The following is a 21,826-nucleotide window of genomic DNA, read 5'->3' as shown; positions in this document are numbered from 1 at the left end:
GATCTTCAGTATGGCGTCTTTCGACGCTTGTGCTGGCTCGGTTTGCTCTATGAGGCACGAGAAGGGCTCACGCTCCTCCAGGACGGATCCTTCCACAAGACGCCACTTTGGCCCGCCTGCCTGCGTTTGGAATCAGATACGCAGAGCGACATCGGCATGCATTGAGGCCCTTTAGTCCGCCGCTGGCTGCCTCAATAAGGCTTTCTCTCGCCGCGCAATCACCGCAGGATCGTTCATGAAATCCGTCCTCGGGCCCGGCTTGCGTCCACGCTTCTGGTAGCCGTTGGCTGTGCTGCCGTCGCGAATGCCGAACATATGATCTTTCTGCCCGATGCGTCGGGGGCCGCTCTTGCTGCGCTGCTGTTCACGCCCGGCCTGTATCTCGGCGACGACCGACAGCATGTCGTCCAGCCGCTTGTTGTCGACGACCTCGGCACGATGCACCGAGCGCAACGTATCGAAGGTCCTGTAGGGCAGGGCAAAGCTCTCGTGCATGATCTCGAGCCGTCCGTCCGGATAGTCGCAGACCACGACCTTCTGTCCCGCCAATGGTCTGGAAATCTCGCTCGGGTCGAGAATGAACAGCACCTTGTCGTAGCGCAACGTCAATGACTGCGAAAGGGTGCGGACTTCCTTGCGGCACATGGCGCCATCGAGGTTCTCGTGGTCGGCCAGCGGCCGGTGCATGTCCTTCGGATTGCGTGGTGCCTTGCCAAAGCGCATGTTGAAATCCGCAATGAACTCCGGCACATAGGCATTGGCAGCCTCGATCGTATCGATGCCGCGAAGCCGCATCTCCTTGACCAGCCGATCCTGCAATGTCTGGTTGGCACGTTCCACACGGCCCTTGGCCTGCGGAGTGTTGGCACAGATGATGTCGATGTTCAGCTCATAAAGCGCCCGACCGAACTGCGTCAGCCCGCTGGTCCGGTCCTTCTCGGACGCATGGGTGGAGCGGAAAATGCCATGCTTGTCGCTGTAGAAGGCCAGCGGCTTGCCCCATTGCTGCAGATAGGCCTTCGTCGCATGCAGATAGTCGAACGTGTTCTCCGATCCGGCAAAGCGCAGATGCAGGAGCCTGCCGGTCGCGTCATCGATATAGACGAGCAGGGCGCATTTGGGACCGCGGTTCTCGAACCACCAGTGATGCGACCCGTCGATCTGCACCAGCTCGCCAAAGCAGTCACGCCGGCCGCGTGGCTGGAAAACCCGTTTCTTGCGTTCCCGACGAGAAACCCAGATGCCCGCCTCGGTCATCCATTGCCGCAGCGTCTCCTTGGCGACCGAGATCCGGTGCAACTCGATCAGCTTCTCGCGCGCCAGCGTCGGACCGAAATCCAAATAGCGTTCGCGGATCAGATCCAGCGCTGCATTACGAAACTCCTCGCTGTGGCGCCGGTTGCTCGGCTGTGATCGCTTTTTGGAAACGAGCCCGGCCGGACCATCCAGGTCATAGGCCTGCAGCAGCCGATGGACCTGACTTCGACTGAGTGCGAGCAGCTCGGCGCCCTGGACAACGCTCAGGCGCTCGTCACGGATCTTCTGGATGACTTCGAGGCGATGCAACTCTTTCTGCGACATGGTGATCAAACAGGACATGACGACTCCGACCGCTGATGGTCTCGACCAGACTGAAGGTCGTCATCCTTGCTCCCAACGTTGGCATTGACCAGTGCGTCGAGAGGCGAGACTGTCGCATCTCTAACTGGCCCCACTGTCGCATTACTAAATAGCCCTTACACGCCAAAGTCGCATAAGATAGATTATGGAACTTGCGTATGCGGCGGAAGGCCGGAATTCAGGCCTTCTGCGGCATTCCGCATATCGGCGCGGAAGCTTTACGCCGCCTGTAAGATATTGCGGTCAAGCAGCAGCCAGCGCCACCGTCTTGGCCTTTGCCGCGGTAAGCAACGCTCTCGGCTCGGCGGCAAATACCGCGTCATGCGCACCGGCTGCGGCCCACACGACATCGAAGGCAAGCAGCGTCTCGTCGGCAAAGGCCGCAATGTCGATGAGATGGCCGATCGGCGAAACGCCGCCGATGGCGAAACCGGTTGCATCGCGGATGTGCCTGGGATCAGCGCGTTTCAGCGCTTCGCCGGCAAGTTCGGCAGCCTTCGCGAGATCGAGTTGGTTGGAGCCGGAAACCAGGAACAGGAACAGCCTGCCGCTGGTTTCGCCCTGGAAAATCAGCGACTTGACGATCTGCGCTACCGTGCAGCCGCATTGCGCCGCTGCTTCCTCGGCAGTGCGCGTCGACGCGCCCATGCGCCTGATCTCAATTTCGAGCCCCGCATTTGCCGCGGCTTCGCGGACGCGATCCACACTACCGGCCATGAAGTATCTCGTCTAATCCATTGACTCAAAAGGAATTTCTATCGTCCATCCGTCATAGCCCGGTTCGACGTGATCGGGCGTTTCCTGCATCACCGTGGCGTAATCCAGCGGCACATGCATGTGGGTGAGCACCGCGCGGGCGGGCTTGATCCGCTCGATCCACTCCAGCGCCTGGCCAAGCGACAGATGGCTGGGGTGCGTGCGGTATTGCAGCGCGTCGAGGACCAGCATGTCGAGGCCGGCAAGCTTCTCCACCGTCGCCGACGGGAAGTCGCTGACATCCGGGCAATAGGCAAGGCCACCGATGCGGAAGCCCAGCGAGATGATGTCGCCATGGATCTGCGGCAGCGGCTCGAAGGTGAGGGCACCCCCCTCTCCTTTTATGACCACTGGCGTCGTGTGCTCGATGATGTTGGCCCTGAGGATCGGCGGATACGAGCTTCCAGGCGGAGTGGCGAAGCAATAGCCAAACGCTTCAACGAGCCTTTCCAGGGTCGGTTTGTCGGCAAATATATCCATCAGTTGGCGCTGCTCGATCACGTAGCCGCGCAGATCGTCAATGCCGTGGATGTGGTCGGCATGAGGATGGGTGTAGATGGCGGCGTCGAGGCGCGCCACGCCGGCCACCAGCATCTGTTCACGAAAGTCCGGCCCGGTATCGATCACCACACGTGTCGTCGCGCCATTGCCGGCAATGCGCTCGACCATGGCGGCGGCGCGCGTGCGGCGGTTTTTCGGGTTGTTGGGATCGCAATTGCCCCAATCGCCGGTGATGCGCGGCGTGCCGGGCGAAGAACCGCAGCCAAGCAGGGTGAAACGCAGCCGGTCTGCCACTGTTCAGATGCCTTTGCCGTTCGGTCGTGGCATCTTCTTGAAAAGCCTGAAAAAATTGTCGGTTGTGATCGCCGCGATCTCGCCGGCGTCGAGGCCGAGCGTCTCGCCAAGCACCCGCGCGGTATGCGCGACATAGGCCGGCTCGTTGCGCTTGCCGCGAAACGGCTGCGGCGCGAGGTATGGCGCGTCGGTCTCGACCAGCAGGCGGTCGCGCGGCACACTCTTGGCGATCTCGCGCAGTTCCTCCGATTTCTTGAACGTCAGGATGCCGGAGAACGAAACGTAACCGCCGAGCTTCACGCCGGTTTCGGCGAGCCCGGGACCCGAGGAAAAGCAATGTAGGATAAAGGGGAAGGCCCCCTTCCCTGTCTCGTCTTTAAGAATCGCCGCCATGTCCGTGTCGGCGTCGCGCGAATGGATGACCAATGGCAGACCGGTCTCGCGGGCAGCAGCGATATGGCGGCGGAAGCCTTGCGCCTGCGCATCGCGCGGCGCGCGGTCGTAGAAATAGTCGAGACCGGCCTCGCCGATCGCCACGACCTTCGGATGCCGCGACAGCCCGACCAGTTCTTCCGTGGTGATGTCGATTTCCTCAGCGGCGTTGTGCGGATGCGTGCCGACCGAGCAATAGACCTCGTCGTGGCTTTCGGCGATTTCCAGGATCGACGCAAATCGTTTCACCCGCGTGGAAATGGTCACCATGCGGGTGACGCCGGCAGCGACCGCACGCGCGATCACCGCCGCGCGTTCCTCCGCGAAATCCGGAAAGTCCAGGTGGCAGTGGCTGTCGACAAGCATTTTTCGCGGCCGCCTGCCTATGCCTGTTCGGCCGGCTCGATGTAGCGCGGAAACACCGGCGCCGGCGGCGGCAGCGGCGCTCCGGACTTGAGCGCGTGCGCGTCGCCCAGATGCGCGAAGTCGCGTTCGTCTGCCGCCACGGCCAGAAGATCGAGCAGCTTCGCCGCCGAACCAGGAATGTAGGGCTGGCAGAGGATGGCGACGCGCCTGATCGTCTCGGCGGTGGTATAGAGCACGGTCTCCATGCGGGCCGGGTCGGTTTTCTTCAGCGCCCACGGTTCCTGGCCGGCGAAATAGCGGTTGGCTTCCGCCACCACCGCGAAGATCGCGGCAAGCGCATGGTGAACTCCCTGCTCCACCATTGCGTTGCGTGCCGTCGCCAGTGCGGCCGTCGCCTGGTCGAGGATGGCGCGGTCGGCATCGGTATGCGGGCCGCGCTGCGGCACCACGCCGTTGCAGTTCTTGGCGATCATCGACAGCGAACGCTGCGCCAGATTGCCGAGATCGTTGGCGAGATCGGCATTGGTACGGTTGACGATGGCGTCGTGGCTGTAGCTGCCGTCCTGGCCGAACGGCACCTCGCGCAGGAAGAAATAGCGCACCTGGTCGAGGCCATAGCTTTCGATCAGCGCGAACGGATCGACCACATTGCCGACCGACTTCGACATTTTCTCGCCGCGGTTGAACAGGAAGCCGTGCGCGAACACCCGCTTCGGCAACTCGATGCCGGCCGACATCAGGAATGACGGCCAGTAGATCGCGTGGAAGCGCACGATGTCCTTGCCTATGATGTGGGTTGCCGGCCAGAAATCCCACTTTTCGCCGCTCGTGTCGGGGAAACCAGCCGCAGTGATGTAGTTGGTCAGCGCGTCGACCCACACATACATCACATGCTTTTCATTGCCCGGCACCGGCACGCCCCAATTGAAGGTGGTGCGCGAGATCGACAGATCCTTCAGCCCGGATTTGACGAAGCTGATGACCTCGTTGCGCCGCTCCGAAGGCCCGACGAATTCCGGATTGTTTTCATAGAGCGCCAGAAGCCTGTCCTGATAGGCGGAGAGGCGGAAGAAGTAGGTCTCCTCCTCGTTCCACTCGACCGGCGAGCCGAGCGGTTCGCGCCGCACGCCGTCGTCACCGACAGTGGTTTCCTTCTCGTCGAAATAGGCTTCCTGGCGCACCGAATACCAGCCGCTGTAGCGGTCGAGATAAATGTCGCCATTGGCGGCCATACGCTCCCAGATCGCCTGGCAGGCCTTGTAGTGGCGCTCCTCGGTGGTGCGGATGAATTCGTCGTTGGAGCCGCCAACGGCCTCGACCATCGAACGGAAGACCGCCGAATTGCGGTCGGCCAGCGCCTTCGCCGTTATTCCTTCCTGGTCGGCCGTCTGCTGCATCTTCAGCCCGTGCTCGTCGGTGCCGGACAGGAAGAAGACATCCTTGCCGTCGAGCCGCTGGAAGCGCGCCAGCGCATCGGTCGCGATGACCGTGTAGGCATGGCCGATATGCGGCTTGCCGTTAGGGTAGAAGATCGGCGTGGTGATGAAGAATTTTTCGCGTGACATGAATGAAGCCAGTTTTGAAGAGCGGTCGCTAGAGCATTTTGCAGCCAAATGGAATCATTTGGCGTCCGCACAAATGCGGCAAATAAGTGCTTAGAGCGAGTTATCGGTTCTAAAGGAACCGGAACCGCTCTAAGTCGCCGGAGATAGCGCATCGGGACAGCGATTGCCATCCCGGGTGGAAGCACAGAGCTACCCCCGCATCGCCACATGCAGCGCGTGGATGATGCCGAGCACATGTTGCTTCTTGTCGAGATTGTAAATCTCCGCGTCGTCGATGGTTTTCAGCGCGGTCTGCCAGAATTCGGACAGCCGGCTGGCGCGCGCCATGTCCCCTGCCCGCGCCGCCTCGCCTGCGGCATCGGTGACGATGTCCAGCACATGCCGGTTGAAGATGTCGAGCTGGATCGTCTGGCCGCGCGCCGCAACGGCATCGGCAAGCCGGTGCGCCTGGGCAACGTCGATCGATTTTGCGGCCGCCAGCCTGTCGATCGCCTCGGAGATTTCGAGGCCGCCATATTGGGTGAGGAGGACGGCGTTGCGCGGGCTGCCGCCGGCGCGCTCCACGATCCCTGCCCTTTCCGCCTGGCTTTCCGGCAGACCAGTGTCGAAGCCTTCCAGGACCGTCACCAGTTCTTCCGCGCTCAGCGGCTGCAGCAGGATCGTCTGGCAGCGTGAGCGGATGGTCGGCAGCAGGCGCCCGATGGAATGGGTGATCAGGATGAAGAGCGTGCGCGAAGGCGGTTCTTCAAGATTCTTCAGCAAGGCATTGGCAGCATTGGTATTCATGTCGTCTGCCGGGTCGACGATGACGACCCTGTAGCTGCCGTCATGCGATGTCATCGAGAGGAATTTGTTGACCTTGCGGATCTCGTCGACGGTGACAACCGATTTGAACGACTTGGTCTTGTCGTTGACGGGGCGGGTGAGGTGCAGCACCGATGGATGCGCACCGGTGGCAATCTGGCGTGACAGCGACGAGGCGGGATCGGGCCTGGTGAACTCGTCCGGGGCGGTGGCCGACGCCGGGTGCTTCAGGAGGTGGTGCGCCAGGTGGAACGCCAGTGTCGCCTTGCCGATGCCTTGCGGACCGGCGAACAGCAAGGCATGCGGCAGCTTGCCGGCCTTGTAGGCGGCGGCGATCATGCGGGCGGCCTGCCCATGGCCGATCAGCTGGGCATTTTCCGCGGGTTCGGGAATGCCTTCGATGGTGTCGAACTGTTCTGGCGCGATGCGTTCGAAAATCATGAGCCGGCCGTCGCCTCAGAGCCCATTCCATTCCGATTGAATCGGAATGGGGCTCTATCTCTTTGTTTAAGCATGATCTTTTCCGAAAACCGGCTTCCACTTTTCGGGATCATGCTCTAGCCGAATGCCGGCTTTTTCGAGAGCGGCAAAGGCAGCGGCGGCGATGGCGTCCTCGACATCGGCGGGGCTAGCCTCGGCATCGATGACCACGCAGCGCTCCGGTTCCCTTTCGGCGATCGTCAGATAGGCTTCGCGACGGCGCTGGTGGATGGCCAGCGTTTCCTTCTCGTAGCGGTCAGCAACATCCTCCCCACGCCGTGCCGTGGCGCGGCGCAAGCCTTCGGCCGGATCGAGGTCGAGGATGAGCGTAAGATCGGGCATCATGCCGTTGATGGCGACGCGTTCGAGGTTCCTCATGAAGTCGGGATCGAGATTGCCGGTGACGCCCTGATAGACGCGCGACGAGTCGAGGAAGCGGTCGCAAAGCACGATGGCGCCGCGCGTCACCGCCGGCCGGATGACCTGCTCGACATGATCGGAACGCGCCGCGGCAAAAAGAATCGCCTCCATTTGCGGACCGAATGGCTCTGCGGCGCCGGACAGAAGAACGTGGCGCACCGCCTCGGCTCCGGGCGATCCGCCGGGCTCGCGCGTCAGAAGCACGTCGAACTCGCGGTTGCGCAACTTAGTCGCCAGGCGGGATATCTGGGTCGACTTGCCCGCCCCTTCCCCGCCTTCGAACGTGATGAAAAATCCGCGCGCCAAACCGGCCTGCCCCTGGCTTTCAATTTGATGTTGCAACGTCTTATGCCGCGAAACGGCAAAGGTCCACGCCGGATATGTAAGTGCAAACGTTCAGCGCAGCCAGCCGACCATCAATTCCTGGACGGCGTCCCAGGCGCGCTGGTGCAGCGAGCCGACTTCGACGTTTTCAGCCGTGTACAGCGGCGTTTCCTGGCTGAGTGTGTCGCCGATCCAGACCCGCAAGGTTGCGACCTTCGTTCCTTCCTCCACCGGCGCCGACAGCGGTCCCTCGTACACGATGCGCGCGATCAGCCGGTCCTTGTTGGTGATCGGTACAAAAATCGCGATCGGCCCCTTGGCCTTCAGCGGAACGCCGGACCTTTCGCCACCGAAAACCTGCGCTTCGCCGACCACCTCGTCGGCGGCGAAAAGCTCGGATTTCTGGAATGCGCGGATGCCCCATTCCAGGAGCTTGCGCGATTCTTCCGAACGTTCGCGCTCGCTTGTCATGCCACTCATCGCAGCAAACAGCCGCTTGCCGCCCCGACTGACGGAGCCGACGATGGCATAGCCGGATTCTTCGGTGAAGCCCGTCTTCATGCCGTCGGCGCCGATGTCCATGGCCAGCAGCGGATTGCGGTTTCTCTGGGTGATCTTGTTCCAGGTGAAATCCGGAAGTGAGTAGAATTTGTAGAATTCCGGATATTCCCGCCAGATATGGGTGGCAAGTTGCACCAGTTCGCGCGTCGTCACCACCTGTCCCTCGGCGGGCAGGCCGGTGGAATTCTTGAACACCGATTTGGTCAGCCCGATTTCACGGGCCCGCTCGGTCATCAGCGCCGCAAAATTTTCCTCCGAGCCCGCCATGCCTTCGGCGATGATGATGCAGCCGTCATTGGCGGACTGCACCACCACGCCCTTGATCAGGTCTTCAAGGCGGATGGTCGACTTCAGCGCCGCGAACATGGTCGAACCGCCGGACGCCGCGCCGCCCGTGCGCCAGGCATTTTCGGAGACCTGGAATGTGTCATCGAGCGTCAGCCGGCCTTCCTTGAGGGCGTGGAAGACCACTTCCATCGTCATCAGCTTGGCGAGCGAAGCGGGCGGAACGAGCTTGTCTGGATCTTTGGAAAACAGGATCGTGCCGGTTTCTGCGTCGGCCATGAAAGCCTGGCCGGCTTTGGTCTCAAAAAGCTGGGCATGGGCGGGCGCGGTCGCCATGACCGCCGCCAGGAGAACCGCCCAGCGCAGAAACTGCATGAATCCCCGAATGAAAATCACCGCCCTGCCCGCTCGATGTTCCGCATCTAACGGCAGGCTAGCAGCATGAAAGCCGCCGGGGCAACTGCCCGCACCGTCCCCGGATCAACCATGCTTTGAAACACCGGTGAAAAATCAGTCGCGAACGGTTATCGCGTCGGGCGCGCCGTTCGCCCAGGCGGTTTCGAGCAGCCCGTCGATATCCTGCCGCCCGTCGGGATAAACGTTGACGGTGTACCAGGAAGCGCCGTCGATTTCCGACTTCTCCAGTACCGTTCGCCCCTGGCCGGACAGCGCGCGAAGCACCGCGCGGGCCTCGACCTCCGAAGCGAACGAACCGGCGGCGACATAGGCTTGCGTGGCCTCGGATGCGGCAGCTGGATTCTGGCGTTTCCAGGAGGCTGCCACGTCGGTTGCGGTCATGCGACCGCCGGTAAGCGCGGCGAAAGCCTGGGCAACACCCGATACGCGCGTGTCGGCATAGGACATGGTGGCGAACGCCACCTGCACTTCCTGGCCGCCAAAACTTTCGAACGGCCGTTCCGGCGCGATCGGACCAAACGCCGGCAGTTGCAGATCGACTGCGCGGCCCATCACAGCTGCGAGGGCCGGCGGCGCGTCCGAAAGCGTGCCGGGGAATGCTGCGGCCGGCGCGTTCTGGCCGATGCCCAAGCTCGGCGTCGGACCGTTCATCGCGATCATCACGCCGGTCGGCATGCCGTCGGACGGATCCGGCGACCGGTTTCCGGGGCGGTAGGATGCCATGAGATACTGCTCGTCGCGGCCATCGAGCGGCGCACGGCCGACATACTCGACCTGTACCTTGGCGGTGCCGCTGTGGGTGTAGTCGAGCAGTTCTGCTGCCCGCTTGGACAGGTCGATGATGCGCCCGTTTGCATACGGGCCTCGATCGTTGACGCGCACGATGATCGAGCTGCCGTTCCTGGTGTTGGTGACGCGCGCATAGCTTGGCAGCGGCATGGTCGGATGCGCCGCCGTCAAATGCGTCATGTCGTAGATTTCGCCATTGGCGGTGAGCCGCCCGTGGAATGCATCGCCATACCAGGACGCGGCACCCATCTTGCGATAGCTCTTGTCTTCCTTCGGATAGTACCACTTGCCGGCGACCTTGTAGGGCTTGCCGGTCTGGTCGCGCCCGCCGCCGCGCGGCAGCCGCGAGCGCTTGTCGGTGACACGCGGGCTCGCCTTCACGCCGTAGGCCGATTCGGAGAAATATTCCTTGGAACGCTTCTTCTGCACCATCGACTTCGGTTGCGGCGAAGCACAGGCAGCCAGAAACGCGGCCGAAACGGCCAGGATGGCAACGGTTGATGCGCGACTGAGACGCCGGTGCGTCGATATTCTCATGCGTGGATTGTCCCCGGACTCCGCACTCAGGCACCGCTACCCATATGTACACCAACAAATCAGGTGCACATATCAAACGACCCTGCACTCAAACCCCAACCACCTTTGTGCGCAGGAATTGTTTACGAGCCTGTTAACCGATTATGTCTGGAAACCGGCAGGATTGTGGCAGGATGGAGCCTTTCCCCTGCTATGCGACGTCCTCGCCCCGGGCTGCAGCTTGGGCGGCGCGGATAGTGGTTTGCCGGCAGTCCGATCTTTGCAGCCAAGCGCGCGCTTGAAAAACCGCGCCTGTTCGCGCATAGAGCAGCCAGCCGGAGGGATGGCCGAGCGGTTTAAGGCACCGGTCTTGAAAACCGGCGTGGGCGCGAGTCCACCGTGGGTTCGAATCCCACTCCCTCCGCCATCATAGTCTGATTTCATTGATTTTTTTGGATTTTTTGGAAAATACCCGCCAAAAAACCCATCATACAAAACGGCATTGAGTTGGACGGCATGCGACAACATGCGCCAGCCATTCAAAACCGAACCACGAGATCGTCGTCCTTCGATTGTTTAATGAGCGATGCGTGAAATTGGCCGCCTTAGCTCAGATGGTAGAGCAGTAGTTTTGTAAACTATTGGTCGGGGATTCGAGTCCCTCAGGCGGCACCACTCTTCGACGTGCTTTGGCACATCGGTCCGTAGCTAAGCGGTTGGACCGGCGAAGGGGCTAACCTTCTTTTTCGCCCGCCAGTCGCCCGGGTATAGGGCCTCAGTTTGGGCGAGTTTGCGCTTTCTGTCGCTGGTCCTTTCGACTTTATCCTCATCCGGATCGAGCAGCGGCGATGCAGCGTTTTCGCGAAGCACCTGCTCAATGATTTGAACGATTTCGTCGCGCTCTCGTTGCAGATTTCCGATGAGTTTGAGCACCTTCATGCGGTGAACTGGCGGAAGCCTGTCCACCTTAAAGTTCCGCAGAGCCATAAAGCCGGCTGCTATCGCACTCTCACATTCGAACAAGCGCGAACGTATTTCCCGTAACCTACGCAGCGCATGCCTGTTTAGGTCTAGAGCATCGATATTGAACTCTCCGAGCTTAGAGAGCGACGCCAGACGCAAACCGGAGCGGCGAAAATGGTCAGAGTACCGATCTTGGTCAGGTCTAAAAAAGCGTACGCCATCCTCTCTGGCGCTTTCGGGCGGGCAGCGGTTGCCCTTCAATTCGTTGCACGTATCGCAACACCACATCAGATTTTTGTAAACGTCGGTCAGCTCAGGCCTAACGCTGCGCGGCTCATAGTGGTCGATTGTAAAGCGAAAGCCTTGAGCCTCTGATTCGCTTATTGTGCAATATGCGCAGCAATGAAAAAAATCGTGCCGGAGAATATGTTTGTATTCCGCATACGGCATTCCATCCGTCACGTCAGTTCTGACGACAAGCGGTACCTCGTCTCTTGCTTCATCTACTGAAACTATTTCCGAATTAACGGTTGCAATCATTATCTAACGCGCGAATTCGATGCCCGTTCAAGCTGCTGCGTAAAGCTTCGCACTTCGTCTAGCAATCTCTCGTACATGACAACTCGATTCTCCAAATTGTCCATATTTTCACCATACTTTGCATCCTCGATTCGATCGAGCGACCAGCGCACATAGGATAGACGGTTTTCGTCCTTCCGCGTCATCTCTCCCGCAAACTTCTTGTTTAAGAGAGCTTCCCTTTCGTCTAGCCACGCCTTGATTTCCTCAACTGAAATGGCAGACGCGTTCAGCCGACCGGCCGCCTTATGGGAAGACGCGGTGATCTTGGGGATAGGTTTCACGGCGGGCAGCTCAAAAATGTTGCCGGCTTCCTGCTCAGCGGCGCGTTCCTCTCCAATCTGGAGAACGAGTTGCCCCAATGGAATGCCTGCCGTTTCAGCCGTCGCTGGGTGCAATTTGCTCATCGAACATGTCTCCTACGGCCAATGTCTCGAAATAAGCCAACGCACCCTTTGTAGCCGACGCCACCTCGCGTTTTAAGGCGTCACGCATCAGCGGCGTCGGAGATGTCGAATACCGCTGATAGTCAAACTGCAAAGTTATGAGGTCGTCGTTTTCGTCGTCCGACGAACGGCTTATGTTGTGAATGCAGCGATCCGCATATGTTGAGGTTTCTGTAATATCAGCGGTCATTCTGACGGAATAGCCGCTCAAGCCCTTCGGCCAGGGCTTTCCCAGGAATTCGATGAGGCGTTTCAGCCCAGGGGGCAAATCCTCGTCGTTCACTTGCGTTGTAGACACTACACCTATTTGCGTGACGCTTCGCTTTTTCGGCCCGCTCGGCAAGAGAAGTGCCATCTCGATGATGGACTCAGATGCCTCCTCTAGGAGCCTTGTGAAAGGATGGGGATGAGAGATGAATTCAGCAACCGGGAGAGCGCCACTCGTGGGACGCAGCCTTAGTCTGTGCTGGAATTGCAGCGAAAGCTTGGTTGGCTCCACACGGTAAATGAATCCGTTTTCGTGTTGGATATCAACACGGAACGTTTCTTGGTGAGTGACGTTGAATTCGAGCTTGCGCCCGCTGATCCACCGATCCAACATCGGAGTAACCGCGTTAACAACCGCGTCGCTTGGAGCGAAATGCGGCTCAAGAAAAAACCCTATCGTCGGAGTCGACGCAAGTTTGTCGCACCAGCTCACTGTGTTCCCCCGTTAAATGCATGGGGCAATTAAGCACCTTCTCCAAAAATTTCCAACGTCTGTCGTGCGAAACTATTTCGCCCCTAGCCTGTTTTGCTTCTGGCCTCGCTGATCGTTGAATTCGTTGCGGTTTGTCGTCGGCTTGGCCGTGCCAGCGCTGTTTGAATGTTTGCTGCTCAGCTTCAACGGGACGGGCCCACGTTCGGTCCATCCAGAAAATGAGCCGCTCTAAAATGCCGATTGCCTTGATAGATCGCAGATGATGTAAGCTATTGGAGGATGCTTTTCAGGGGAGCGGTGTATGGCGTCATTCTGCAGCTTTCTTGTGTTTGAACCAAGACAAATTGATTTGGTAAAATTTCTTTGTTCGCAAGCGGGATGGAATTCCCGCTTTATTACTGATCCATCTAGGCGATTTAAATTTAATACGACTGGTTATTCTCAAATTACAAATCCCAACGCTTTGAGCGACCTAGGAATACTAAGAGAAGATGAAACGCTTGGGCAATTGTTAATCTTGGAAGCCGCAGAAAGCGAAGCCGACAATATAATCAGTCTGATAAGTTCCGCTAATGTCATCGTTGAAGGTTTTCCAGATACGGAGAACCGTTCTCTTTCTGGGTTCGAATTACCTAGCGATACGTCTGAGCAAGCCGACATATTCAAACATGTATTTCAAACTAGAGGATTTTTTGAGCGGTTCACCTATCAACCCGAGATGCCTGTGGCGGTGGCCATGGCAGCCAAAGCGTGGTCTGATAACCAGCTTATATACGCGATTCACAAGCTTTCACATAGTTACGACACAGAAAGCATAACACCTTGGTCAACGCATCCACGTCATGGACAGATTTTTTCCAAACACTCTGAACAATTTTCAGATCATGTTCGCACTTCAATTGCCATAAATCTTGCGTACTCTGCAATTGAGGAACTTGGGTTGGAGATAAGGTCAAGTCAGCAGAATCCTCGATGGTTGGACAATGATACCTTCGAGTGGAATCCAAAAGTCTTGGCTGACATTGAAGCCCGCTTGGAAAAGGCCGAAATCGATCCGCAGAGAAAAGTCGATTGGATTGTCCGAGGCGGTGAGACCGAACCTGCAATTCACCCGAAACGAAACACGCTGGCACGGCACAGCGATGGTCGTCTAATTCGCGACATTGAATTCTCGCTGCCCGATGCAATTAGCGCCTGCAGCTACTTGCGAAATTTTATGACTGCTCATGCGTTTGGGGACAAGGCGCCTCTTTTGGGCCCCTACGAGGTGTACAACGTTCAAAGCGTAGTACGACTTTTGATTCTTTCGAAATGCGGGGTCTGGAACATTTGGTCAGACGATCTATCAAAACAGCTCGTTGAGCCTTCGTCGTGATCAGGAACAAAGCAAGCTGTTATTGAAAGCCGCTGATTGACTGGGGTCCCCCGATAAACCCCAGCGCTTACCCCTCCCGCTCCTGCAACGCTGATACGCATCATTGGTCATTGAATTCATTGCAATTCGGTATCGGCGCGAAACGCGCTGGCGTCAGTTTGGATACTTGCTGCTCCGTCAAAGGTATCTTTCGCCGTCGGCGCGGTGCTCAAAGCAGGACCAGTGCGGTTCCTGCTTCGGTTTGGCAAAGCCCCAACGGACGTTAAGCTGCGCCCATGAGATCGGGCAGCTAATCCGCGTCCGCTGCATCAACTGCAACGACACTATGCGGAAGGTGTGCTAGCGGCTCGCCCTTTAATTCTGTCCATTACCGTGTAATTTATGGCGCTAACCGCTATACCTGATAGAGCACTTAATATGTAAACAGCGCCACTTAAAAATAGTGACTTAACGTTATCTTTGTCTACCATGCCAAGCCGTACCGCGAAATAGAACAAATTAAAAACAAGCGGTAAACATACACCAAATGTCGCCAACGCAAACAAACTCATATACTTCAATATCTTTGCTTCAATCAAAGTAAAGTTTACCATCCATATCAACGCGACGCAGACAGTCGACACGAATGCAAATAAAATATTGGTCACCGCTAGGAACGACAATGGTATCAACGCATCTGCTCCAAGATAATTTATTAGCGTGAACGAACCAAAGAAAAGAACAGCAATCCCATATAATAGACCTCGCCGCCATGTTGAATTGGTCGCGTCCCACACTACGTAAGTCCATGATCCTGCAACTACGAAATACAGTATAAATGCAAAATTTCGTTCAAATTCATCGGAATTAACGTAGTTCTGATCGTCAAAGATCGACAATGATACTACCTCATTCAAAATTCTTAAAAGAACGCCAACGCCAACAAGCGATGCTATTGCAATCAGCACCGCACCGACTGCCAAAATTAGGCGCTTTTCACTTGGTTTAGCCATTAGAGTTGTACGCCCCGCGCGTCGGCAAGGATCGATTTTACCATGCTTTCCTTCTGCCCAACAGGCCGGCAATCTTTGCCGGCGTGGACAAGCCAGTGGGCGGGATAGCTCGTCTTGACAGGGTGAGCGAAATCTACCCTTGCGCTTACCCGTCCCCGCGACCTTTGTATTTTAATTGCAATTCTCCTTTGTCACGGCGGTGCTAGAGTCCGTTTGGATCATATTTTGCGGCCATCTCTGCAAAACCTTCGGGATCGGAGGCCTTGGCGCGGTCCATATAAAAGAGTTCCTCGCCCTGTGCCCGCTTCATGCCCGGCACACCTGCTGCCCGGCCTGCTGCCGCCGCCACGTCGCGGAAATGCATTGATCCCGAAAACATTCTTTCCATCGCCTTGCCAAACGCCTTGATCGATGCGCGCGGCATAATCTCATCGCGCAACCATGCGGCAAATGTGGTCAAGTCGGCGGCGTCCAAGCAGAGCGCGGATTTGGACCCAAAATAGGGTTCACGCTCGACAACGCGCGTTCGATCCAAAGCAACGTCCAAGCAATCAACGTGCTTTGCGTGCGGATTGATGCGCGAGACGGTGCATTTCTGAATCTGCGCGATCTTGTTGCCAACTAGCAGCACGTAAAGGTTCGCATTCTCGACATAGATTATCTGTGGGTCGGTCATCGCTCATGCTCCCGCGATGGTATGGCGGACCACTTGGAATTGACGTGATCGTGCCCATCGAACGATGTTTTCAGTTTCCAAAACGAGCATGTCGCTCAACCGGATTGGGATTGGATAGCCGTTGTAATCCTGCGCATAACGCAGTTCCGACAAAGACCATCCCACGATGTCCAAAGCGATTTCTTCTGCGATGAACCGGCAGCGCGGCACAGAAATAATTGTCATAGTCATCGTTCCGAAAATCGCTGCCACTTGTCGTTAATTTGCGTCTCTGTCTCGCCGGTCGATATCTGCGGCGGCGGATCGAACAGAATGTCTCGAAAGCTTTCGGGCAATTGCGGCCCGGAGTTGCCGTTAATGATCGCCGCATAAAGCGCGTCCGGTTCGTCAAAGAGAGCGGTCCATTTGGCGCGCAATTCTCGCCATTGGTCGTAAGTTGCGCGTTGGTCCTGTGTGAGCCGTTTCAAACGCGCTCCCATGCTGTTCGCTGGATTGATCGTCGCTTCAGCAACGGCTAGTCGGCGGATCACGTCGCGGATGGTCATCGTGACCGCTCCGCAAGTGCTTGTTCAAGTTCCGCAAGCCGATCTTTGATCGTCGCGAGTTCGGTAATCTCGGCAAGTTTTGCCAATGCTGCTGTTAGGTCCTTCGCTTCCGTGGTCGTCAGGGAACCGGATGCAATCATGCCAGCAATTTCATCAGGCGAAGTGCTGTCCATTTCAACCACGCGACCCTTGCCTACGATACGTTCCAAAACAAAGGAAAGCGCGTCCCAATCGCCGCGTTGAAGTTTGGTTCGAAGCTGTTCAATAGCTTCGTCCTTCATGTCTTTGATCGCCGCAATTGCTTCGGTCGAAATACGGTTTTTCGCGCCGCGCGGGCGACCACCCGACCCTGGCATGAATTGGCCGTTGGCATCACGCTGTGGCGGTTGCAGGCCGCTATTAATAGGGAGGATATCGGCGGTCATGCTTAAATCCGTCTGACAATAACGCCCTGGCCTTTTAGCCAGTCCGATGCAGCGTCCGTTGAGGTGACCCACGTTGTATTTCCCTCCTGCCAACTTTGTGGAAAGCCAGCTTTGCGCCAGAGAGAGACAACCGCCCGCGATGCGCCACCCAATGCAATGCGCAAATGGCCCATTTCGATGGTCGATGCGGTCGGCAACGTTACCGTTGGTGGGAGTGAGTAGCGGGTCATCCGTTGAGCAATCCGAACGCTTCCTCGCGCGAGATGTCGCCAAGGATCGCAACGAAATCGACAGCGGATTTTAGCACCATTTCCACAGCGGCAATTTCGTCGCGGGCCACTTCATGTGACGCTATCGCCTGCCGTGCGATTGCTTTTGCGGCGTCCAGATTGCCGCCTTGCCGTAGCGGCAGATCGTATGTCGGCTTCAATTTGACGGCATTGGCGTTCTGCTCGGCATACGCCAGTTCCAACGTGTCGCGTTCAAGCCGTTCGGCAAGATCGCCCGGCAGCTTGGCGCGTAGTGTGGGATTGGAGAGTATCACCGAACCGAACTCCCGGTTACCGCTCGCGGCTGCGATCAGTTCGGATGGTTTCAAACCAGACAGCCACTGCACCGTTTGAGCGGTGCGGACCTCATGGGCGAACACGATCCGCAGTTTTTCAGCTTCACCAGCGCTGAGCGGGATTGCAGGGCGGTTGGCAAGCTTGTCGGCGCGGATCGCGTCCAGTTCGCGCGAACGGTCCATCGCAGCGTTACGTAGCGGCTGATAGGCGGCGGCAATGAATGCCGCAAATGCGGGCGCATTTTTGGTCCAACCCTCCGGGCTGCTGTCAGCGATCTTCGCCTGCATGACGGGCACGGAATTACCGACCGTCTCGCGCAGCTTCCGCAAGTGCGGGCCGAACACTTCGCTGTTTTCGAGCGACTTCAAGATAACCAGCGGGCCGGTGCGCCCATCACGCGGACGGGATGCTGTGAAGCGGTAGGCGGTCTGATCTTCGAAAGGCTGTAGGTCCAGATACATGTGATTTGCTCCTTTGTCACTTCAAGTTGACAGCGCTCGGCAGTGTCGTCAAGTATCGCCTGTAGATTATATTACATTGATGATAAGAATTATTTCAACGCATCGATCATCGCAAGATCATAGCAATCAGATTTGTGCCAAAATCGAATTTGTTACTGCATTGACCGAAACGAAATATTCTACCGCGTTCAACGCAATGACCATTTTGACGGATTCGACGACGACCGTAGCGGAGATATGCTCCGCCATCATCGCAGCAATTCCCACAGTTTGAAGCGCAGTTGCCACGCTATCCGACATCTTACCCGCCATTACGCCCTCATCGGCGCTGATGGGCTGTGGCGGGGGCGGCCCGTTATTTGCGGTACATAAAGATGCTGTCGGCGTTAAAATTCTTGGCTTTTTCTGGCATTGGTTTTGGCCATGCTAAGCTATTGATTTTATTATATTAAGCCAGAAAGCCAGAAAAGACAGAAAATTAGAAAGAGAGAGATAATAGGTAATACAGTAATTGCCATAATTACAGTAATTACCGCTACCCCGTCCCGCTGTACGGGAGGGATAGGCGGATTTTTCGGATTTTCTGGCTTTCTGGATTTCCTAACAAAATCAATAGGTTCTGCGGACAGAACGGTGGCCAGAACTTTTAGCGGGTTTCGTCCTGCAAATTGCATAAAAATACCGGCAATTTATAGCAAATTGCCGGTATTTAACGATGTCCGATTTCAACTCGTGCGCGGCTATTTGCAGCCGTTCGGCGTCACGTCCTTTGGGTGATCGTTAAAGCGCACTTCGCCAACAAGGTGGCGCTTTTCGGCGTCCGCTACGTCCAGCATTTGCGCTTCGGTCTGCACGTCCGCTGCGATCTCCGGGATACCGAATGCGCTGGTGGCGATGGATCGCGTCTCGCCCGGCTCGATGCCGCCGCTCACGTCTATACCAAAGTTCTCGTCGGACCATGGGACGCTTCGGCCCGGCGTCGTCACCTTGTAGCCAACATGAACGAATGAGATTGCCCATGGCAGATTGTTGGTCACGTCCAATTCGATGCGGTGACCAAAGTCGGTCTTTTCGATCCTCGCGTTTGATGGGATGACGTTGCGCTGTAGGCACGAGCGAACCGCGGCATAATCCGGCTTGGCAACTGCGGTGTTCTTTGCGGAGTTCGTCGCCAGTTCCCGGCCTCGCTCCATAATCTCCGTCATGGTGACGCCGTTCATGGTCGTGTGCGCGACTTCCAATGCCTGTGGCATCATAGCTAATGCGGAAAGACCTTCTGCCCCGTCCGCTGGTGGATAGCGATATATGATCAGATTCAAAAAGCCGGTACGAAAAATCTCCTTTTCGTCGGGTTTGAGACTTTTAGTCATCGCCGCTGCGCTAGCGGCGAACGTCTCCTTGCTAGTCCCGTCGATTTTCATTTCGTCAGCCGTCGCGATGGACATCACGAAACCCGCCACGAACGACGCAATTGCCAATTTGACTTTCATGTAAGTGTTCTCCCCTGCCTCAAACCTAAATTGCTACAGCTAGCGGCACGTTTCAATTTTATTCGTATCCCTGTGTCCGCCGATAATCGGCAATATTCGCTTGCGGATTGATGTTGAATAGTTCCGGCTTTTCTCTGTTCTCTTGAAAGATTGGAACCGTCGCCCGTCCGATTTTCACATAATCAAGTTCTTCAATCGCATCAGTGATTGATTGCGGCGTGTAGCCCTTTTCAGGAAACAGCATCTTCGCCGCCGTGCGGCTTATCCAGCCGCCACGAAAGCCCGGCATGTCCTGTGCGACCGCTTCGGCTATGGCGCTTCCAATCGGCCCGCGACTTTCAATCAAAGCTTCTGCTGTGCTGCTAGTCGTCGGTGCGCGCATAGGAATTCCGCCGCGCTCAATGGGATGGTTCAAAAGATAGTGCGCGACGATCTTCAAGCCGGTCCGATGCCCGCCGTTCTGTTCGTCGCCTAGCCATCCATAAAGCCGGTCGAAATATTGCTTGTCCATTCCTCGCGCGAGCAAATCGGATTGGCTTTGGATCACGCTATAGAAGATCGCAAAGCGCCGTCCGTTGCGATTGACCGGGATCGCGTTTTTGAAGTTGGAAAAGAACATCCAGTTGCCCGGATTGTCGCCTTTCTTCTGATCAACGCCCTTGCCTTGGATTTCCAGCTTTCGTTCGGTGATCATTGGTTTCAAGACTTCAACCATGTTGCGTCTTTCGTCGCTGCGGATTTCATCGCAGACGAAAAAAAGCTTTCGTTCCATCCACCCGGTGAATTTCGATCCGCTTTCAACCAGTTCCTTTGCGTTCGGCGGGTAGCAGTAAATGTCACCGATTGCGTGTTCCATTACATACTTGAAAGCGTTCTTCCCCATGCCTTCCGTCGATTGGATCAGCGGTGCCCACGGTATTTTGTAGCCGGGGAACTTCACGCAATGCGCCATGAAGTCGAGCAAGATTTTGCGATCACTTTCGACCGGCAGCATTGCCGCCAGATGGTTCAAAAACGGTGACGGATCGCCGGGCATCGTATCGATTTTCGCGGGGACGTACGCGTTGATGCGTGTCCTGCCGAGCTCGTCTGTCGATATCTCGCCCGATGCTACGCCCGGCAGAAAACAATCATCGTCAACTTTGGGAATGGTCCAAAGCGTTGAGCGCGTGGCGGCTTTCCATGCTTCGTCGGTAGTCTTGCCTTGACCATCGATGATAAACTTCTTGCCGCCGAAACGCGCGTTGAACGTCCCGGCGTTGTAGCTAACGCTACGCCGATCAACGATTGCTTTTCGGGCAGTAATAAACACGCAACCGGCAAACCATTGCTGTTGTTCCATATGTGTGAGCATTTCGCCGCTGCAATCGAGTTCGGGCGGTGCTGGCATTGGCGGCGTGGCTGGCTGCGTTGTTCCCGGCATCGGTGGCGAAGCAGCGGCGGCAGTCGGTTGCGCTGGCGGAACCATCAAATGCTGATATGCGGTCAAAGACGGGATGCGGCGTTGCAGTGACGGCCATCCAACTTCGGTTACGCGGAATGATGACCACTGTTTGAGGTTTTCGCCGGGCTCGTTTTTATCGTATCGGCTACACCATTCCGACCAAATGTCGAATAGCTCTTGCTCATGCGTTACAAGCGTCCATCCGGCTTGTTTCACGGCGGCGGACGTGCCGATCCATTCGCCGCGATCCAAGTCATTAGGATCAAGCAGCTTCAACGCGAACCGCAGCCAATCGAGCGACGGAGCGGCTAGGGACGGCTCGCCCAACTCGTAGCGACCGCCGCCGCCGTCTATGACGCTCACCGATGCCAGTGCGGCTTCTAGCGTCTCTGCTGGCGTCACGTAGCCGTATCCGGGCAAGCTGAAGCACGACACTAGGTGCGGCGCGCTGCCGTTGTACTTGTCGCTTTCTGGATTTGAATACTTGCTGTTGATTGTTCCCGGCAAACGCATGACGCGTGTTGCGTCGATAACGGCTTTATCGCCGTCAAAGAACTGGCGCAACTTTCGTTGCAGCAATTCAAAGCGATCATTCCCGCTATAGGCGACAACGGACCAATAGCAATGGTACTTCGTCGGTGATGTTTGAACGGCAAAGCTTGGCGCGGGATACCATTGCGCCGCCCGTTCAAGGTTTTGTTGCGCTGACAGATTGTCTAGATCAACGTAGTTGGCGCGAAGTGATCGGACGTTGGCGAGCGTTCGCCCTTGCCCGTCCATTTCGGCAATCGTGGCGAAAACGCCGTATCCCTGTGCATTGTAATGGACGATAGAAGACCAAGCGCCCGCGAGCGTGTCACGGAACGGGATTGCGGGAATTGCCTTGTTCGCGTCATGTATGCTTCTAAAATCTAGAATTGCGGTTTCGGCTTGGTTGCCAGTGATGGCATTCACAAAAGCCAGTGCTTGATTGAAGTCTTGCGCAACGTTGACTGGCGCGGCGGTTGCTGATATATCAGCCATGTTTTCATCTT

Annotated in this window: 22 protein-coding genes and 2 tRNA genes; 3 read left to right on the top strand and 21 right to left on the bottom strand. The window is 57.0% G+C overall.

Annotation, left to right across the window (positions count from 1 at the left end):
* Positions 1 to 171: 171 nt before the first annotated feature.
* From F3H98_RS23325 to F3H98_RS23285, 9 genes are all read right to left on the bottom strand, one after another.
* Positions 172 to 1,599: an ISNCY family transposase gene (locus F3H98_RS23325; protein WP_149762732.1), complete on the bottom strand. Its 1,428-nt coding sequence runs from the start codon at positions 1,597 to 1,599 to the stop codon at positions 172 to 174.
* Positions 1,600 to 1,863: 264 nt separating this feature from the next.
* Positions 1,864 to 2,337: a YbaK/EbsC family protein gene (locus F3H98_RS23320; protein ID WP_149762731.1), complete on the bottom strand. Its 474-nt coding sequence runs from the start codon at positions 2,335 to 2,337 to the stop codon at positions 1,864 to 1,866.
* Positions 2,338 to 2,349: 12 nt separating this feature from the next.
* Positions 2,350 to 3,171, bottom strand: a complete 822-nt coding sequence (locus F3H98_RS23315; RefSeq protein WP_149762730.1) for an MBL fold metallo-hydrolase — start codon at positions 3,169 to 3,171, stop codon at positions 2,350 to 2,352.
* A 3-nt stretch (positions 3,172 to 3,174) separates the two neighbouring features.
* A complete protein-coding gene (locus tag F3H98_RS23310; RefSeq protein ID WP_149762729.1) occupies positions 3,175 to 3,969 on the bottom strand; it encodes a TatD family hydrolase in 795 nt (264 codons plus the stop codon).
* Positions 3,970 to 3,986: 17 nt separating this feature from the next.
* Positions 3,987 to 5,534 carry a methionine--tRNA ligase gene (gene metG / locus F3H98_RS23305; protein ID WP_149762728.1) on the bottom strand — a complete coding sequence of 516 codons (1,548 nt, stop codon included), beginning with the start codon at positions 5,532 to 5,534 and terminating at the stop codon, positions 3,987 to 3,989.
* A 189-nt stretch (positions 5,535 to 5,723) separates the two neighbouring features.
* On the bottom strand, positions 5,724 to 6,779 hold the full coding sequence (locus F3H98_RS23300; RefSeq protein WP_149762727.1) for a DNA polymerase III subunit delta': 1,056 nt from the start codon (positions 6,777 to 6,779) through the stop codon (positions 5,724 to 5,726).
* A gap of 66 nt (positions 6,780 to 6,845) precedes the next feature.
* Entirely contained in the window at positions 6,846 to 7,544 is a 699-nt protein-coding gene (gene tmk, locus F3H98_RS23295; protein ID WP_149762739.1) for a dTMP kinase, read from the bottom strand.
* A gap of 90 nt (positions 7,545 to 7,634) precedes the next feature.
* On the bottom strand, positions 7,635 to 8,783 hold the full coding sequence (locus F3H98_RS23290) for a D-alanyl-D-alanine carboxypeptidase family protein (protein ID WP_149762726.1): 1,149 nt from the start codon (positions 8,781 to 8,783) through the stop codon (positions 7,635 to 7,637).
* 135 nt (positions 8,784 to 8,918) lie between these two features.
* The gene (locus F3H98_RS23285) at positions 8,919 to 10,151 is read right to left on the bottom strand and encodes a septal ring lytic transglycosylase RlpA family protein (RefSeq protein WP_149762725.1); all 1,233 of its coding nucleotides are present in this window, start codon (positions 10,149 to 10,151) and stop codon (positions 8,919 to 8,921) included.
* Positions 10,152 to 10,467: 316 nt separating this feature from the next.
* On the opposite strand from F3H98_RS23285, the gene F3H98_RS23280 reads away from it, so the two are divergent.
* Both F3H98_RS23280 and F3H98_RS23275 read left to right on the top strand, forming a co-directional pair.
* Positions 10,468 to 10,557 (top strand) — tRNA-Ser (locus F3H98_RS23280).
* A gap of 172 nt (positions 10,558 to 10,729) precedes the next feature.
* Positions 10,730 to 10,805, top strand: a tRNA-Thr gene (locus tag F3H98_RS23275).
* 33 nt (positions 10,806 to 10,838) lie between these two features.
* Here the strand turns inward: F3H98_RS23275 and F3H98_RS23270 are convergent.
* The 3 genes from F3H98_RS23270 to F3H98_RS23260 are packed head-to-tail and all read right to left on the bottom strand — an operon-like array spanning position 10,839 to position 12,818.
* Positions 10,839 to 11,633, bottom strand: coding sequence for an HNH endonuclease (locus F3H98_RS23270; protein WP_149762724.1), 795 nt, complete (start codon positions 11,631 to 11,633; stop codon positions 10,839 to 10,841).
* Entirely contained in the window at positions 11,633 to 12,079 is a 447-nt protein-coding gene (locus tag F3H98_RS23265; RefSeq protein WP_149762723.1) for a hypothetical protein, read from the bottom strand. The genes F3H98_RS23270 and F3H98_RS23265 overlap by 1 nt, the downstream gene beginning before the upstream one ends.
* A complete protein-coding gene (locus F3H98_RS23260; RefSeq protein ID WP_149762722.1) occupies positions 12,051 to 12,818 on the bottom strand; it encodes a hypothetical protein in 768 nt (255 codons plus the stop codon). Before F3H98_RS23260 ends, F3H98_RS23265 begins: the two co-directional genes overlap by 29 nt.
* Positions 12,819 to 13,119: 301 nt before the next feature.
* On the opposite strand from F3H98_RS23260, the gene F3H98_RS23255 reads away from it, so the two are divergent.
* The gene (locus F3H98_RS23255) at positions 13,120 to 14,193 is read left to right on the top strand and encodes a hypothetical protein (RefSeq protein WP_149762721.1); all 1,074 of its coding nucleotides are present in this window, start codon (positions 13,120 to 13,122) and stop codon (positions 14,191 to 14,193) included.
* 323 nt (positions 14,194 to 14,516) lie between these two features.
* Here the strand turns inward: F3H98_RS23255 and F3H98_RS23250 are convergent, their stop codons facing one another.
* The 9 genes from F3H98_RS23250 to F3H98_RS23210 all read right to left on the bottom strand — a co-directional run bounded on the left by F3H98_RS23250 (position 14,517) and on the right by F3H98_RS23210 (position 21,815).
* Positions 14,517 to 15,185 (bottom strand): hypothetical protein, encoded by a 669-nt coding sequence (locus tag F3H98_RS23250; RefSeq protein ID WP_149762720.1) that lies wholly within the window; start codon positions 15,183 to 15,185, stop codon positions 14,517 to 14,519.
* 202 nt (positions 15,186 to 15,387) lie between these two features.
* On the bottom strand, positions 15,388 to 15,861 hold the full coding sequence (locus F3H98_RS23245) for a hypothetical protein (protein ID WP_149762719.1): 474 nt from the start codon (positions 15,859 to 15,861) through the stop codon (positions 15,388 to 15,390).
* Positions 15,862 to 15,864: 3 nt separating this feature from the next.
* Complete coding sequence (locus F3H98_RS23240; RefSeq protein WP_149762718.1) at positions 15,865 to 16,086, bottom strand: hypothetical protein; 222 nt, start codon at positions 16,084 to 16,086, stop codon at positions 15,865 to 15,867.
* Positions 16,087 to 16,088: 2 nt separating this feature from the next.
* Positions 16,089 to 16,406, bottom strand: coding sequence for a hypothetical protein (locus tag F3H98_RS23235; protein ID WP_149762717.1), 318 nt, complete (start codon positions 16,404 to 16,406; stop codon positions 16,089 to 16,091).
* Positions 16,403 to 16,831 carry a hypothetical protein gene (locus tag F3H98_RS23230; protein ID WP_149762716.1) on the bottom strand — a complete coding sequence of 143 codons (429 nt, stop codon included), beginning with the start codon at positions 16,829 to 16,831 and terminating at the stop codon, positions 16,403 to 16,405. The genes F3H98_RS23235 and F3H98_RS23230 overlap by 4 nt, the downstream gene beginning before the upstream one ends.
* Positions 16,832 to 17,057: 226 nt before the next feature.
* Complete coding sequence (locus F3H98_RS23225; protein ID WP_149762715.1) at positions 17,058 to 17,858, bottom strand: hypothetical protein; 801 nt, start codon at positions 17,856 to 17,858, stop codon at positions 17,058 to 17,060.
* A gap of 126 nt (positions 17,859 to 17,984) precedes the next feature.
* Positions 17,985 to 18,170, bottom strand: a complete 186-nt coding sequence (locus F3H98_RS23220; protein WP_149762714.1) for a hypothetical protein — start codon at positions 18,168 to 18,170, stop codon at positions 17,985 to 17,987.
* A gap of 428 nt (positions 18,171 to 18,598) precedes the next feature.
* Entirely contained in the window at positions 18,599 to 19,348 is a 750-nt protein-coding gene (locus F3H98_RS23215; RefSeq protein WP_149762713.1) for a hypothetical protein, read from the bottom strand.
* Positions 19,349 to 19,406: 58 nt separating this feature from the next.
* Positions 19,407 to 21,815: a DUF5906 domain-containing protein gene (locus F3H98_RS23210; protein ID WP_149762712.1), complete on the bottom strand. Its 2,409-nt coding sequence runs from the start codon at positions 21,813 to 21,815 to the stop codon at positions 19,407 to 19,409.
* Positions 21,816 to 21,826 lie beyond the last annotated feature (11 nt).

Origin of the sequence: Neomesorhizobium albiziae, from assembly GCF_900114255.1 — a bacterium.
Classification (GTDB): Bacteria; Pseudomonadota; Alphaproteobacteria; order Rhizobiales; family Rhizobiaceae; genus Neomesorhizobium; species Neomesorhizobium albiziae.
Note: the sequence above shows the minus strand (reverse complement) of the source record. Positions and strands in the feature narration are given on the sequence as shown.

Excerpts from the sequence above, each read along its gene's own strand:
- F3H98_RS23325 (WP_149762732.1), bottom strand. The coding sequence starts at position 1,599 with ATGTCCTGTTTGATCACCATGTCGCAGAAAGAGTTGCATCGCCTCGAA.
- F3H98_RS23270 (WP_149762724.1), bottom strand. The coding sequence starts at position 11,633 with ATGATTGCAACCGTTAATTCGGAAATAGTTTCAGTAGATGAAGCAAGA.
- F3H98_RS23225 (WP_149762715.1), bottom strand. The coding sequence starts at position 17,858 with ATGTATCTGGACCTACAGCCTTTCGAAGATCAGACCGCCTACCGCTTC.
- F3H98_RS23210 (WP_149762712.1), bottom strand. The coding sequence starts at position 21,815 with ATGGCTGATATATCAGCAACCGCCGCGCCAGTCAACGTTGCGCAAGAC.
- F3H98_RS23215 (WP_149762713.1), bottom strand. The coding sequence starts at position 19,348 with ATGAAAGTCAAATTGGCAATTGCGTCGTTCGTGGCGGGTTTCGTGATG.
- F3H98_RS23320 (WP_149762731.1), bottom strand. The coding sequence starts at position 2,337 with ATGGCCGGTAGTGTGGATCGCGTCCGCGAAGCCGCGGCAAATGCGGGG.
- F3H98_RS23310 (WP_149762729.1), bottom strand. The coding sequence starts at position 3,969 with ATGCTTGTCGACAGCCACTGCCACCTGGACTTTCCGGATTTCGCGGAG.
- F3H98_RS23300 (WP_149762727.1), bottom strand. The coding sequence starts at position 6,779 with ATGATTTTCGAACGCATCGCGCCAGAACAGTTCGACACCATCGAAGGC.
- F3H98_RS23290 (WP_149762726.1), bottom strand. The coding sequence starts at position 8,783 with ATGCAGTTTCTGCGCTGGGCGGTTCTCCTGGCGGCGGTCATGGCGACC.
- metG (WP_149762728.1), bottom strand. The coding sequence starts at position 5,534 with ATGTCACGCGAAAAATTCTTCATCACCACGCCGATCTTCTACCCTAAC.
- F3H98_RS23265 (WP_149762723.1), bottom strand. The coding sequence starts at position 12,079 with ATGAGCAAATTGCACCCAGCGACGGCTGAAACGGCAGGCATTCCATTG.
- F3H98_RS23240 (WP_149762718.1), bottom strand. The coding sequence starts at position 16,086 with ATGACAATTATTTCTGTGCCGCGCTGCCGGTTCATCGCAGAAGAAATC.
- F3H98_RS23220 (WP_149762714.1), bottom strand. The coding sequence starts at position 18,170 with ATGGCGGGTAAGATGTCGGATAGCGTGGCAACTGCGCTTCAAACTGTG.
- F3H98_RS23245 (WP_149762719.1), bottom strand. The coding sequence starts at position 15,861 with ATGACCGACCCACAGATAATCTATGTCGAGAATGCGAACCTTTACGTG.
- F3H98_RS23235 (WP_149762717.1), bottom strand. The coding sequence starts at position 16,406 with ATGACCATCCGCGACGTGATCCGCCGACTAGCCGTTGCTGAAGCGACG.
- F3H98_RS23285 (WP_149762725.1), bottom strand. The coding sequence starts at position 10,151 with ATGAGAATATCGACGCACCGGCGTCTCAGTCGCGCATCAACCGTTGCC.
- F3H98_RS23230 (WP_149762716.1), bottom strand. The coding sequence starts at position 16,831 with ATGACCGCCGATATCCTCCCTATTAATAGCGGCCTGCAACCGCCACAG.
- F3H98_RS23255 (WP_149762721.1), top strand. The coding sequence starts at position 13,120 with ATGGCGTCATTCTGCAGCTTTCTTGTGTTTGAACCAAGACAAATTGAT.
- F3H98_RS23250 (WP_149762720.1), bottom strand. The coding sequence starts at position 15,185 with ATGGCTAAACCAAGTGAAAAGCGCCTAATTTTGGCAGTCGGTGCGGTG.